Here is a 13544-nt window from a genome sequence, read left to right as displayed (position 1 = left end):
AACCTCGTGCGCGCTCCTGTCAAACCTCATGAACAGCTTGCCCGGAACGTGATCCTGGTAAGGCCGGTAGGCTTCCGGTACTCCAAGGAAACCGCGGCCAGCAATGGATTCCAACAGGATCTTTCCGCACCGGATGTGCAGCACAAGGTGGAACAGGAGTTCGATGCGCTCATCAAGGCGTTGACCGCCTGTGGAATTGGCCTTACGGTGCTCGATCCCAAAGACCCTTCAGCCCCGGATGCGGTTTTTCCCAACAACTGGTTCAGTACCGATGAGGATGGACGAATTGTGCTCTATCCCATGGCCACGGGATCCCGGCGGACAGAACGAGATCCGGGCTTGGGTGTCGCGTTGGCCGATCTCGGATTTGAGAACAAGGGAACGTTCGACCTGAGCGGCTGGGAAGCGCAGGGCCAAGCCTTGGAAGGGACCGGGAGCATGGTACTGGACCGGAAATCACATACGGCCTACGCTGCGCTTTCGCCTCGGACATCGGAGCAGGTACTGGATGCGTGGTGCAAGGAGATGCAGTATGCCCCCATCACCTTTACCGCTACCATGGACGGCACCCCTGAGGGCCAGCCCATCTACCACACTAATGTCCTGATGAGCATCGGGGAGCGCTTTGCACTGATCTGCATGGAGGCCCTCCCGGACCTGAATGAGCGGCACCACGCAGCAGCCGAGCTGGCGAAGTCCGGCAGGGAGCTCATCCAGATCACCCTCGGGCAAATGCATGCCTTCGCGGGGAATATCCTGCAACTCCGAAGCGGGAAGGGCGACTTCATTTTTCTTTCAGAGCAGGCCCAGCGGTCATTGCGGCCCGACCAGGTCCGCCAATTGGGAAAGCACGGGGAACTGGTGCCCGTGGCCATCCCGACCATTGAAACCATCGGTGGAGGGAGCGTCCGCTGCATGCTTGCGGAGAACTTTCTTCCTTTGCGCTCATAGCCGATCCATCGCACCTCATGTTCCAAGACCGCCTTCAAGCGCAGTTACTGCCAGCATTACAGACTGCCTTCCAGGACCTGTTCCAGCATACGCTGGATCCCAATGTCATCGCATTCCAGCCCACGCGCCCGGAGTTCGAGGGCGATGTCACCATCAACGTCTTCCCGTTCCTGAAGATCACTGGCAAGGGACCTGAGCAGACCGCTACGGCCATCGGGGAGTACCTGCAGGCCAATGTGGACGTGGTGGAGCGCTTCAACGTGGTGAAGGGCTTCCTCAATGTCGTGATCGCGGACAGCTATTGGCATGGCTTTCTGCGGGAAGCGGGAGTACGGGACATTCTGCATTTCGCTTCCACCGGCGACCAAGTGATGGTGGAATACTCTTCCCCCAACACCAACAAGCCTTTGCACCTCGGTCACCTTCGGAACAACTTCCTCGGGCATTCCGTGAGCCGGATCCTGGAAACCGCCGGGAATGAGGTGGTGCGGGTGCAGATCATCAACGACCGGGGCATCCACATCTGCAAGAGCATGGTGGCCTGGCAGAAGTTCGGCAATGGCGAGACCCCTGCAAGCACCGGCCTCAAAGGCGACAAGCTTGTAGGAAAGTATTATGTGGCCTTCGACAAAGCGTTCAAGGCCGAAGTGGCGGAGCAGATGGCTGCTGGAAAGAAAGAGGACGAGGCCGCAAAGCAGGCGCCGATCATGCTGGCGGCCCAGGAAATGCTTCGCCAGTGGGAAACCAACGACCCAGAGGTGCGTGCCTTGTGGGAGAAGATGAACGCCTGGGTGTACGAGGGCTTCAATGCCACCTATGCCGCCATGGGCGTGGAATTCGACAAGCTCTACTACGAAAGCCAGACCTATCTGCTCGGCAAGCAGGACGTGCTTGACGGTGTTGAGAAAGGCATTTTCTTCCGCAAGCCGGACGGCTCAGTTTGGGTGGACCTTACCCCGGACGGATTGGATGAAAAGCTCCTGCTACGCGGTGATGGCACCAGCGTGTATATGACCCAGGACGTGGGCACGGCCATCCGCCGTTTCGAGGAATATCCCGACCTGAAGCGCTTGATCTACACCGTGGGCAACGAACAGGACTACCACTTCAAGGTGCTTTTCCTGATCCTGAAAAAACTCGGATACACCTGGGCGGACGAGCTTCATCATCTCAGTTACGGGATGGTGGACCTGCCCACCGGGAAGATGAAAAGCCGGGAAGGGACCGTGGTGGATGCAGACGACCTCATCGCCGAAGTGATCTCGGACGCGGGCAAGGCCACGGAATCATTGGGCAAGCTCGATGAGTTCAGTGCTGACGAGAAGAAGGAGCTGTTCCGCATGATCGGTCTCGCGGCGCTGAAATACTACCTCCTGAAGGTGGACCCGAAGAAGCGCATGCTCTTCGACCCCGCTGCGAGCATCGATCTGCAAGGGCATACGGGGCCGTTCATTCAATACACCTATGCGCGGATCCGGAGTCTCTTACGAAAATCGGATGGGACGGGCGCTCCCGGACAACTGACAACTCCCGATGAATATCGGGACAACTATCAACTGCTCCAAGAGGAACGCGCAGTGATCAAGCTGCTGCATCAGCTCCCGGCGGTGCTGAACGAGGCGGCAACAAGGCTCGATCCCTCCTCGCTGGCCAACCACGCCTATGAACTGGTGAAGGCCTACAACAGCTTCTACCAGACGGTGCCGGTGTTGAAGGAGGAGGATCCCGCGAAACGGGACTACCGCTTGGCCCTCAGCGCTGCGGTGGGAACGGCCGTGAAGAAAGCGATGTGGTGCTTGGGCATCGAGGTGCCCGAGCGGATGTGAGGACCGTTTCACCGGAAACATCCGTGCATGGGCATCCATGACCCTTTGCGCCCTTCGTGTTCTTCGTGGTACTTCTTCTGGTCAGAACTTCGGGCAGGGCACCGCCCTGTACCTACGGTTCTTATTGTGCTTCGGCCACTCGTAGATCACGGAGATCTCGTGCGCGCCGCCGCTCTTCATCGTCAGTTTGGACACCGTCACATCATAGCTGTAGACCATCCGCAATTGATAGGGCGTCTCATACCCGAACATCAAGATCACTGCGTCATCGTTAGGGTATCCCGGTTGGTAGGCTTTCAGGCCCGGCAGGCCGCGATACCACATTCCGAAGGTGATGGAGCTGTGATCGATGTACCCGCCGATGTCCAACTGGTCCCACTTGTCTTGGGCCTTATAGTGCGCGGCAAGGGTCATCTGCGTCTCGCTGTGGCGGAAGGAACGGCCGTCCAAGGCGAAACGGTAGCCTGTATGTACGCTGATGCGCATGGGTAGCCTGGCATCTCCGTCCAGAAAGAAGGTCTCTTGTGGCTGGTTCACATGGTTCACTGACGCACCGGCCCAAAATTGCTCCGAGTAGTAGAGCAGACCTGCCGAGAAGTCGATGTAGGAGACACTTTGCAGCATGGTCGGCTCGATGGACGTGGGGGCGTTGTCCCTGATCACTTGGTCGGCGAAGAGCAAGTTCTTGGGATCATAGGAGCGCATGGTATACCCCATCCGGACGCCGCCACGAAAGGCTTGCCGCCTGTTCAGCCGGGCTTCATAGGAGTAGCTCACGGCCGCTTGGGTGAATGAAAGCCCGAAAGAACCGGCCTGGTCGCGCATCACCATCGCCCCGATGCCGCTGTTCATGGCCGGACTGCGATGGTCGTAGGTTACTGCGTAGGTCTTGTACCCGGGTCCGATGGCAGGCCACTGTAAGCGGTAGTTCAATCCGATACGGTCCTGGTACGTGTTGCCGGTGAGCGCGGGGTTCAAATACAGCGGTGCCGCATAGAACTGCGAGAGCTGCGGATCCTGCGCGATCGCGCCCAGGCCCGAGAGCATGGCGGTGGTGAACAGGATATGTGAACGCAAGCTCATGATCTACCGGAAGAGCGTCAGGTCACCGGTGCGTTGGACCTCCTTGTTGTCGGTGAAGCGCACCCAGACCTGGTACACGTAGACGTCCTGCGGGCTGATCTTGCCCTTGTAGTAACCATCCCAGCCCTGTTTGATATCGTGGCTCTCGAACACCAGCTCGCCCCAGCGGTTGAACACCCGCATGCGGAAGTCCTTCACGAAGCGGATGAAGGGGTAGAACACGTCATTGCTGAGGTCGGTGGGGTTGAACGTTCCTCCGCCACCACCGTTCGGGTCCGGCGTGAACGCATTCGGTATGGTCACGTCATAGATGGGGTTGATCTTCACGGTGTGATCAACATTGGCCGTGCAACCGTGTTCATCGGTCACGTACAGCACGACCTGCCAGGTCCCCGGCTCGATGTAGTGATAAGCCGGATCGGGATCGATGCTGATGCCGCCATCACCGAAGGTCCAGTCCCATGTGCTGATCGACCCAGTGGATTGGTCGGTGAATTGCACGTCGGCATGGTCGGCGTCCGTCTCCCAGGGGTCTGCGGTGAAAGCGGCTACGGGAAGCGAATACGAATGGACCATGCTCGTGTTCTGGGCATCCGCGATGCAGCCCAACGGCGTGGTCACGGTCAGAGAAACGGTATAATCACCGGCGGGATAGACGTGGACGGGTGAGATCGAGGTGCTGGTGCTGCCGTCACCGAAGTGCCAGAGGTAGGAGACGGGCTGGTTCGTGAGGCCCGCAGGGAAGTGCGCGGTGACCGGGGCGCAGCCTTCCGCGATGATCGGAGGCAATGTGATGGCCGGTGGTGTTTCCACGGTGATGGCGACGTTGCCTTGTAGGGTGTTCGCGCAAGCGTCCGTTGCCGTCACGGTCAAGTTCCTGCTGGAATTAGCCGGCACGCTGAAAGGCCCGTTCCCCGTGGCGGGAAGCTGCGGCCAGGAGATCGATGCGTTGCCGGGATAGCCCGTGAGCCAAGCACCCACGGTGGCTGTTCCTCCCGGGCAGAACGCGGTGTCGCCATACGTGTGCAGGACGGCCTGCGAGAGGTCCAGCACCGTCACGGGAAATTCCAGCATGGGACCGGGGCATCCCGCTTGGTCCACTACCGATACATTCACCACTTGCGAAGCGGGGAAGGAGAATTGGACCGTATCCCCCGTGCCGATGCCTGCCCAAGTGATGGTGTAGCCACCTGCCCCGCCGGAAGCTTGTGCGGTGAGCAGGACCGGTGTGTTCACGCAGACAGTATCTGCCACTTGTGCCGTTAGCGTTATCGCTGTCGGAGCTGCCAAGGTGGTGGTGGCTTGCGCGTGGCAGCCGTTCGCGTCCGTCACCACAACGGTGTAGGCACCCGAAGGAAGCCCGTACGCTGTCGGCGTGGTCTGTGAATTTGCATTGCTGCTCCACTGATAGCTGTAACCCGGTGTTCCTCCCATGGGTTGCACGGTGGCCGAGCCGTTGACCCCGCCTAAGCATGAAGGCGGAGTGCCGGAAGCATTGGCCGCGTTCAAGGCGGAAGGCTCCGTGATCACGACCGATGCCGTGGTGTCACAACCGTAGTTATCGGTCACATGCACCGTGTAGGTCCCTGCCGCGAGGCCGCTGGCCGTTGCCGTGGTTTGTGCTGAAGCATCATCCCAGAGATAGATGAACGCGGGATCGTTCGGACTGAACTGTGCGCTCCCTGAATGATCGTTGTTGCAGGCCAGTGCGCTGCTGCTCACGGCTGACCCGAAGAAACTGGTGGGCAAGGTGATGTGTATCGTGTCCTGGTCGGCGGGGCAGGTGGTATTGCCCGTGGTGGTTAGGACGAGATCGATGCCATTGGCCATGATCTCCGCCGGACTGGGCATGTAGTTCTGCTGGAGGCCAGCACCGCTAAAGGTCCCGTTCCCGCCGCTCCACGTTCCACCCGTGGCATTGGTAACCGCGCCGTTGATCTGCACAGGCAGGGAGGAGAAACAGCCGATCAGGTCCGCGCCTGCATTGGCCAGATTCGGCTGCCCAAGCGCTTGGATGGTGGCACTGCTTTGCGCCGCAACACAACCGTTGGCGTCGGTCACGCTGAGCGTATAGGTGCCAGCGCCGGCATGAAGGATGGCCGTGGTATCCCCGTTGCTCCAAGTGTAGTGGTAGGGTGTTGTTCCGCCTGTCACCGTCGCGGTGATGCTGCCGTCACCATTGCCCGCGCATTGCTCATCCACCACGCTCAGGTCGGCAATGGCGATCGCGTCGGGTGCCTTGATCGATACGCTCATGCTGGTATCACAACCGTAACTGTCCGTCACCAGCACGCTGTAACCGCCGGCGACCAGTCCTGTGGCATTGGCGGTGGACTGCGCGGTGGGATCGCTCCAGAGATAGGTGAAGCCGGGGTCGTTCGGCGTGAAACTGGCAGAACCGGTCGCAGTAGCGTTACAAGTTGCGTTTACGGAAGCCACGCCGGCACTGAAGAAGCTGGTGGGCAGGGTGATGTGGACGGTGTCCTGATCGGGCGGGCAGGTGGTGTTACCGGTGGTGGTGAGCACAAGGTCCACGCCGTTCGCCATGATCTCCGCAGACGTTGGCATATAGGTCTGCTCGAGCCCGGTACCGGCGAACGTGCCGGTCCCGCCGCCCCAAGTACCGCCGGTAGCATTGGTAACACTGCCGTTGAGCTGCACCGGCAAGGAGGCGAAGCAGCCGGTCAAGTCCGCGCCCGCATCGGCCACGTTGGGCTGTCCCAGCGCATCGATGGTCGCGCTGCTTTGCGCGGCGGCACAACCATTGGCATCCGTAACGTCGAGCGTGTAGTTGCCTGCGCCCGCTTGGATCATTACGGTAGTGTCCCCATTGCTCCAGCTATAGTGGTAGGGAGCCGTTCCTCCGGTCACGTTCGCCGTGATGCTGCCATCGCCGTTGCCGGCACATTGCTCGTCCACTACGTCCAGGCTCGTGATGGCCAGCGCGGCAGGTGCCGAGATCGACACGCTCATGGTGGTGTCACAGCCGTAGCTGTCCGTCACCAGGACACTGTACGGTCCCGGCGAAAGCCCCGATGCTGTGGCTGTGGCCTGGGCGGCGGGATCATCCCAGAGATAGGTGAGCGCTGCACTGTTCGGGGTGAAAGTGGCCGTGCCGTTGGCGTTGCCGAGGCAAAGAATGTCCGTGGAACCGATACTGGCGTTATTGAAGCTGCTCGAGAAGACGATGTGCACGGTGTCCTGTGCCGGTCCGCACGGCGATTCACCCGTGGTGGTGAAGTAAAGATCCACTCCACCGCTGGCGATCTCCGCTGGGGTCGGCATGTAGGTGGCATCCACGTCCATGCCCGTGATGGTGCCAAGGCCACCTGACCATGTGCCTCCGGGCGCGTTGGTCACCGCTCCATGGAGGGCTACGGGCAATGCACCCTGACAGGCCACCAGATCGGGCCCGGCAAGGGCTGTGCTGGCTTGGTTGGCTTCGCCGATGGTGGCGTCGATCGGCCCGTTCACGCAGCCGTTGCCATCGCTGATCGTCACCGTATAATCGCCTGCACCGGCTACGATGTAGGGCGTGGTATCGCCGGTGTTCCATAAGAAATGGAAGGGCTCCGTGCCCACGTCGACGCTGACGGACGCGCTGCCGTCCCCGTTCCCTGCACAGGACTCGTCGATGATGTCAGGGCCGAAATAACTGATACCGGGCAATACGTGGATCGAATAAACGTAGGTCTGTTGAGCAGGGATCGGGCATGCGCCGTCGTTCGCAGTGATGATGAACGGGAAGAAGCCGGAGGTGCCTGCGATACCGGTCCAGCAGACGTGGACGGTGATCGGGTTCGTGCCGGTGTAGGAGAAAGTCGCGCCCGGAAGGTTCTGGGTCACGTTCGAGGTCGCCGTGATGACATTGTTGGCGTTCGCATCGGTGATCACCGCATCAAAGCAGAAATCACCAGATTCACAGATCTCGATCGCACGTGGACCGGTCTGGGTGGCCAGCCCGCTGAGGTTGTCTACGATGCCGGTCGCGGGATCGGGAGGGATGTTGGTGCAGGGATACGCGATGAACTGCATGTCGCGCATCACGGATCCTATCCAGTTCCCGTTCTCGTCATATTGGTCCACGCGGACCACCACCACCCAGTTACCCGTCTGGTTCAAGGTGAAGTTCACCTGCCCCGAATGTGGGTCCAGCGTGATGCCGGTGATGGGCTCAGTGCCACTGAAACCCGCGACATAGGGCAGGTTCACTGCACCGGTGTTCATCGCACTGATGAACGTGTAGGTCAAGGAATCGCCTGCCGGGTCGTATGCACCGTAGCTGTACGATATCGGATATCCGGCACAGACGTAAGGGATCGCCGTGTTGGTGAACTGCGGGGAATCGTCGCAGGGCGCGATCAGGTTGTTGAGCTTTGCCTCGATGTACACGTTCTTGTTACCGGGTTGCACTAGGTTCGCGATCGCGCCGTTCCGCCAGTTCTTGGTCCAGGAGATCGTCCAGGAGTCGCATTGCGGAAGGGTTACCGTGCCGGTGTAAATGAATTGTTGGATGCCGGGAAGGCTTCCGCCGTTGCATGTGCTGTTCGGCAGTTCCAGGTCGCACAGTTGGGAGATCTCCACGCCTCCGGGCGTGGTCACCGTCATGGTGGTGGGAGGGCCGCACGGACTTTGGATGTCCAACGGGTAGGAGTTGTCCAGTTGGATCCCCGCACAGTCCCGGTACACCACCAAGGTGATCCGGTACTGGTTCCCACCCAAGCAATCGTAATAGATCTCACCCCCGGAGATGTGCGTGGCGCGCGCCGTGGTGGCGATCAGCAGGCACAACAGGACGGAGATGAGGAGATTTCGAAGCATGTGGGCGGAACTTGGCTTCCCCGACACTCCTACGGGTCACTGGCCGGGAGGTTTCAATGCCGATCGCCGCCAACTCCATCTTTCATGACAGGTATTTCTTAGATCAACGGCACGGACTGTCAACATCTACCTGAGCTGCCATCCTTGAGCACAAGTTCCCTTCGCTGTGCGTGGGGAGGGCTTGGCGTACAGTTCCTCGCACTGTTACGTTGTCTCGGCGAATTCTTCCGCTTGGAGCAAATCCAAGGTCCCGCCTTTGGTGGCCGCCGCGCAACTGTTTGTTCTGGCAGCCGGGGTGGTAGAGGTGTTCCTATGCGAAGGGGTGGTGGCCAACATCCTCAGCGAGACGTGGTGGAAGGTCGTGCTGGCCGTGGCGACCATGGTCACTTTGCTCTCGATGCAAGCGGCGATGATGGGGTAGGGTCAGGCACCTTGGAAAGGCTTTCTCATACGGGGTAAGATCACCGTTGGATCACCACGCGCCCGGGGCCGGTCAACCGGTAGGCATCACCTGCTTGTTCCCGATCACGAACTTCAGCTGTGCGTACCGCTCACAGCACGCCCATCGGCACTCGCTGGCCCATATGGCCATCGCATTTGCGCACCATGCCATGCGAGGAGGCGCAGGAGGTGAGCAGCGCAAATAACAATGCGAGCAGGAGGAAGCGTCTCATGTTCATATTAACGCACCGAACGTGCATCTATGTATGGGCCGAGACACTCCTGAGGTGATTCACACTGCGATCAAGGTCAGCGCCGTTGATCATTTCGAATGCAGATGCCAAGAACCGCACAGCTATCCAATGTTAGGCTGCTATCATTGGCCCACCTCGAAGTCTCGGTAGCGACCGATGCCCGGGTCGGGCGTGGCGCCCCGAGGACGATGCGATTTTTCACCGTCGTACGCGGGCACTGGGGTGCGCAGTCCGATCTTGAGGTCGGCACAGCAGCATTGGGCGATGGCGACACTGGCGGCGAAAATGAAGGAAAGAAAGAATGGTGATGCGCTTGTGATGCGCTTGTGACGCGTTACACGCGAAGGAACAATGGGTTCAACCACGGATGCATCACGGGCCTTGGATCACTTGCACGCCTCCAATTGGCAGAGGCGCGTGAACTTCATCCCGGTGCGGGTGCGCACGCAAGGATGGTTCTTGTCCGTGGTCCACGTGAACTCCTTCGTGCCGTTGGCCGCTACCGCATGCAACGTCAACTTGCGACCGTTCAACTCCCATTGGCCGCTCCTGTCCGTGGGACGCGCGGGGTCGGAAGCATCCACGAAACGGAACGTGCCGTCCGCGTTGATGGTGAGCGCCACTTGCGCGGCCCTTTGCGCATCCTCCGCACAACCACAAACACCGTAGATGCCGGGTTGGAAGGTGGAGGTGGATACATCACTGCCAGGTATGCTGGCCGAAAGACAGAAGAGGGCAGGGACGGCTGCGAGGAGAGCAAAGGTCTTCATGGGTGTTCGACTGGAGGTGTATAGCTCAGTGGACGGTCAAGCTATACGAAAGTAGCACAGATCTCCTTCGGCATGCGCGCGCGGACGTTCTCGGTCATGGAGAGGTTCCATGAAATAGAGGTGGCGCAAGGTCCTGAAGCGAAGACCTTGCTGGGGAAGGATGTTCGCCATTCCACCGGTTATCTTCGCGGTCCTTTAGAAAAGCAAGCCGATGTTCGAGAATTTAAGTGACAAGTTGGAGCGTGCCTTCAAAGTACTGAAGGGCCACGGGCAGATCACGGAGATCAATGTGGCCGAGACCATGAAGGAGGTGCGGCGCGCCTTATTGGACGCCGACGTGAATTTCAAGACCGCCAAGGACTTCACCGACCGTGTGAAGACCAAAGCGCTGGGGCAGAACGTGCTGACGTCCGTGAGCCCGGGGCAGCTCCTCACCAAGATCACCAACGACGAGCTGGCCGCGCTGATGGGCGGCAAGAACGCTGGCATCAACCTCGGTGGAAACCCCACAGTGATCTTGATGAGCGGCCTCCAAGGATCGGGGAAGACCACCTTCAGCGGAAAGCTCGGCAACTATATCCGAAAGAAGGGCAAGCGCGTATTGCTCACCGCAGCCGACGTGTATCGCCCGGCCGCTATTGACCAGTTGGAAACATTAGGCAAGCAGTTGGAGATCGAAGTGTACAGCGAGCGCGAGAACAAAGACCCTGTCAGCATTGCGAAGAACGCCATCGCGCACGCCAAGCAGCACGGTTTCACCGCCGTCATCATCGACACCGCCGGCCGGTTGGCCATCGATGAGAAGATGATGGACGAGATCGCCGCGATCAAGAAGGCGATCGATCCGCAGGAGACGCTCTTCGTGGTGGATGCCATGACGGGTCAGGACGCGGTGAACACGGCCAAAGCGTTCAATGACCGGTTGAATATCGACGGTGTGGTGCTGACGAAGCTCGACGGCGATACCCGCGGTGGTGCGGCACTCACCATTCGTAGCGTTGTGGACAAGCCGATCAAGTTCATCGGCACCGGCGAGAAGATGGAAGCGCTGGACGAGTTCCACCCGGACCGTATGGCGGGGCGCATCCTCGGCATGGGTGACGTGGTGTCGTTGGTGGAACGCGCACAGGAGCAGTTCGATGAGCAGCAGGCGCGGGCGCTGCAGAAGAAGATCGCCAAGGACCAGTTCGGCTTCGATGATTTCTTGGAGCAGATCCAGCAGATCAAAAAGATGGGCAACATGAAGGACCTCATGGGCATGATCCCCGGCGTGGGCAAGGCCATGAAGAATTTGGACATCCCCGACGACGCGTTCAAAGGCATCGAGGCCATCATCCGCAGCATGACGCCCACGGAGCGGAACACTCCGAGCGTGATCAACGGCAGCCGCCGCCAGCGCATTGCGGCAGGCAGCGGTACCAATGTGGCCGAGGTGAACAAGCTGATGAAGCAGTTCGACGAGACCCGCAAGATGATGAAGATGATGGGCGACAAGAGCAAAATGCAAGCGATGATGCAACGGATGCAACAGGCGCAAGGGATGCGGAGGTGATTGTATCTTCGAGGTCGAGACGGTGTTGCTCAAATCCCTAAACGCAATCCTTGGAACAGAATGAAGACCATCTTGACTCTAGCGTTTGCGCTTTTCGCATGCTACGCTTCCGCACAGAACACGGTGTACGACTACTTGACCGTGAACTACAGCAACAACTACGCGTTGAAAGTGCGCCAGATCACGATTACTTCCAATGGAATGCCCACGGAGGCAATCGACATGAAGAAGACGGAGTCGAAGGACTTCTCATCAGACCTGCAGGAGTTCTTCAAGCGAGTCCAGGAAATGGAAGCACAGGGATGGTCGCTTTTTGACACGGATGTATATGTCTACAGCACGTCCACCTATGGCACCACAGAATACGTCTGGGTGATGCGCAAGCCAAAGCATTGATCCAAGGGTTGTGGCAACATGCGGAGGCAGTGAACAAGCTGATAGCAGTTCGAGGAACGCGGGAGTTGGGTGCATACTCACCCCGGCCTTAAGACGGGGCCTCGTCAGTGTGCCATCTGCCTTTACCCTCTCGCAGGGTCTCCGTTTCGGGACCCTTTTATGTTTGCCGAAGTGAAGACGACGGAGTTCTCCGTTCAGTCCGATCCGGGTGGTTACATTGATGTTCATACATGATGTGCCGCCTCGGCGTGTAAGGCCATGGGACCCTAGGTGAGCACTCCGCTACACCGTGACGCAGGAATGGCCTGCACGCTTGGCATCTTCAAGAGAAGGAACAGTACTTAAGGCCGAGCGATCGAGCCCGAATAAAGTAAAAGGAATTTCGATAGGGAGATGGGTGACATGTCGTGGATCCGTTCGATCACAGTTCAAACCCCCAACACGATGAAAGTACAATGCGTAGGAGTAGACATCGCCAAAAATGACTTCAAAGTGGCCTTTGCCACCAAAGGAGAAGATAACAAGCTGTCCTGTACCACGGCGAAGAAGTTCGACAATGCGAAGACAGGCTTCAACCAACTGGTGAGATGGGCAACCAGTGAGATGGACAAAAATGCACCATTGGTGTTCCTGATGGAGGCCACAGGAGTGTATCATGAAAAGCTGGCACATCACCTTCATCGTGCCGGCAAGCAGGTGCATGTAGTGCTGCCCAACAAATTCAAGCACTTCGCAGCAAGCCTGAATTCGAAGTCGAAGACCGATGCGATCGATGCCAAGTTGTTGGCCCGCTTCGGTGTGGAGCGAGAGCATCGGCCATGGAATCCGGCTGAACTCGTCATCAAGCGGATGCGCGATTTCAGTCGCTACCGGGTACAGCTACAAGAACAGAAGACGGCCATCACCAACATCCTTCATAGCAAGGATTATGCGCATGGTGTACCAGCGGATATCAAGAAGAGCAGCAAGAAGGTCATTGCCGTGCTGGAAAAGGAAATCGCGATACTCAGTAAGGAATGGAGAAAGTGGTGAAGAGCGATCCGGAAATTGAAGCCAAGGTGAACAAACTTCGCACCATTCCGGGATGCGGCATCACCACAGTGGCGGCCATAGTGGCGGAGACCAACGGGTTCAAAGAGTTCAAAAGCGCCAAGCAGCTCACCAGCTATGCTGGCTACGACATCGTACACAATGAATCGGGCACATCAGTGCTAAGCAAGACGCGTATCTCCAAGAAGGGCAACAGGTACATGCGCCACCACATGCACATGCCCGCCTTGAGCGCATCCAAGCACATTCCCGAGTTCAAAGCGTTGAAAGAGCGCATTAAGGCCAAAACGGGGATACCGATGAAGGCGCAGGTGGCCGTCCAGCGTAAACTACTGATCCTGATGTACACCCTCTGGAAAAACGACTTGGTCTATGAGAAGGACTACCACTAAAAAAAGGT

Annotated in this window: 10 protein-coding genes; 7 read left to right on the top strand and 3 right to left on the bottom strand. The window is 58.7% G+C overall.

Annotated features, from left to right (window positions below; all coding sequences use genetic code 11):
• Positions 1-6 precede the first annotated feature (6 nt).
• Positions 7-951: an amidinotransferase gene (locus IPP95_04560; protein ID QQS73502.1), complete on the top strand. Its 945-nt coding sequence runs from the start codon at positions 7-9 to the stop codon at positions 949-951.
• A 17-nt stretch (positions 952-968) separates the two neighbouring features.
• Complete coding sequence (locus IPP95_04555) at positions 969-2777, top strand: arginine--tRNA ligase (GenBank protein ID QQS73501.1); 1809 nt, start codon at positions 969-971, stop codon at positions 2775-2777.
• An 81-nt stretch (positions 2778-2858) separates the two neighbouring features.
• Here IPP95_04555 and IPP95_04550 read toward each other — a convergent pair whose 3' ends face one another.
• Both IPP95_04550 and IPP95_04545 read right to left on the bottom strand, forming a co-directional pair.
• Positions 2859-3860 carry a type IX secretion system membrane protein PorP/SprF gene (locus IPP95_04550; protein ID QQS73500.1) on the bottom strand — a complete coding sequence of 334 codons (1002 nt, stop codon included), beginning with the start codon at positions 3858-3860 and terminating at the stop codon, positions 2859-2861.
• Between the two features lie 3 nt (positions 3861-3863).
• On the bottom strand, positions 3864-8681 hold the full coding sequence (locus tag IPP95_04545; GenBank protein ID QQS73499.1) for a gliding motility-associated C-terminal domain-containing protein: 4818 nt from the start codon (positions 8679-8681) through the stop codon (positions 3864-3866).
• Positions 8682-8940: 259 nt separating this feature from the next.
• Between IPP95_04545 and IPP95_04540 the strand changes: the two genes are divergently transcribed.
• Complete coding sequence (locus IPP95_04540; GenBank protein QQS73498.1) at positions 8941-9102, top strand: hypothetical protein; 162 nt, start codon at positions 8941-8943, stop codon at positions 9100-9102.
• A gap of 660 nt (positions 9103-9762) precedes the next feature.
• Here IPP95_04540 and IPP95_04535 read toward each other — a convergent pair.
• Entirely contained in the window at positions 9763-10146 is a 384-nt protein-coding gene (locus IPP95_04535; GenBank protein QQS73497.1) for a hypothetical protein, read from the bottom strand.
• Between the two features lie 211 nt (positions 10147-10357).
• On the opposite strand from IPP95_04535, the gene ffh reads away from it, so the two are divergent.
• The 4 genes from ffh (at position 10358) to IPP95_04515 (ending at position 13536) form a co-directional block, all read left to right on the top strand.
• A complete protein-coding gene (ffh, locus tag IPP95_04530) occupies positions 10358-11698 on the top strand; it encodes a signal recognition particle protein (protein ID QQS73496.1) in 1341 nt (446 codons plus the stop codon).
• Between the two features lie 60 nt (positions 11699-11758).
• On the top strand, positions 11759-12094 hold the full coding sequence (locus IPP95_04525; GenBank protein QQS73495.1) for a hypothetical protein: 336 nt from the start codon (positions 11759-11761) through the stop codon (positions 12092-12094).
• 444 nt (positions 12095-12538) lie between these two features.
• Positions 12539-13126, top strand: a complete 588-nt coding sequence (locus IPP95_04520) for a transposase (protein ID QQS73494.1) — start codon at positions 12539-12541, stop codon at positions 13124-13126.
• The gene (locus tag IPP95_04515; protein QQS73493.1) at positions 13111-13536 is read left to right on the top strand and encodes an IS110 family transposase; all 426 of its coding nucleotides are present in this window, start codon (positions 13111-13113) and stop codon (positions 13534-13536) included. The genes IPP95_04520 and IPP95_04515 overlap by 16 nt, the downstream gene beginning before the upstream one ends.
• Positions 13537-13544 lie beyond the last annotated feature (8 nt).

Source organism: Flavobacteriales bacterium (assembly GCA_016700415.1).
Lineage (GTDB): Bacteria > Bacteroidota > Bacteroidia > Flavobacteriales_F > PHOS-HE28 > PHOS-HE28.
Note: the sequence above shows the minus strand (reverse complement) of the source record. Positions and strands in the feature narration are given on the sequence as shown.

Coding starts and splice junctions, on each gene's coding strand:
- IPP95_04555 (QQS73501.1), top strand. CDS start 969: ATGTTCCAAGACCGCCTTCAAGCGCAGTTACTGCCAGCATTACAGACT.
- IPP95_04550 (QQS73500.1), bottom strand. CDS start 3,860: ATGAGCTTGCGTTCACATATCCTGTTCACCACCGCCATGCTCTCGGGC.
- IPP95_04545 (QQS73499.1), bottom strand. CDS start 8,681: ATGCTTCGAAATCTCCTCATCTCCGTCCTGTTGTGCCTGCTGATCGCC.
- IPP95_04535 (QQS73497.1), bottom strand. CDS start 10,146: ATGAAGACCTTTGCTCTCCTCGCAGCCGTCCCTGCCCTCTTCTGTCTT.
- ffh (QQS73496.1), top strand. CDS start 10,358: ATGTTCGAGAATTTAAGTGACAAGTTGGAGCGTGCCTTCAAAGTACTG.
- IPP95_04525 (QQS73495.1), top strand. CDS start 11,759: ATGAAGACCATCTTGACTCTAGCGTTTGCGCTTTTCGCATGCTACGCT.
- IPP95_04520 (QQS73494.1), top strand. CDS start 12,539: ATGAAAGTACAATGCGTAGGAGTAGACATCGCCAAAAATGACTTCAAA.
- IPP95_04515 (QQS73493.1), top strand. CDS start 13,111: ATGGAGAAAGTGGTGAAGAGCGATCCGGAAATTGAAGCCAAGGTGAAC.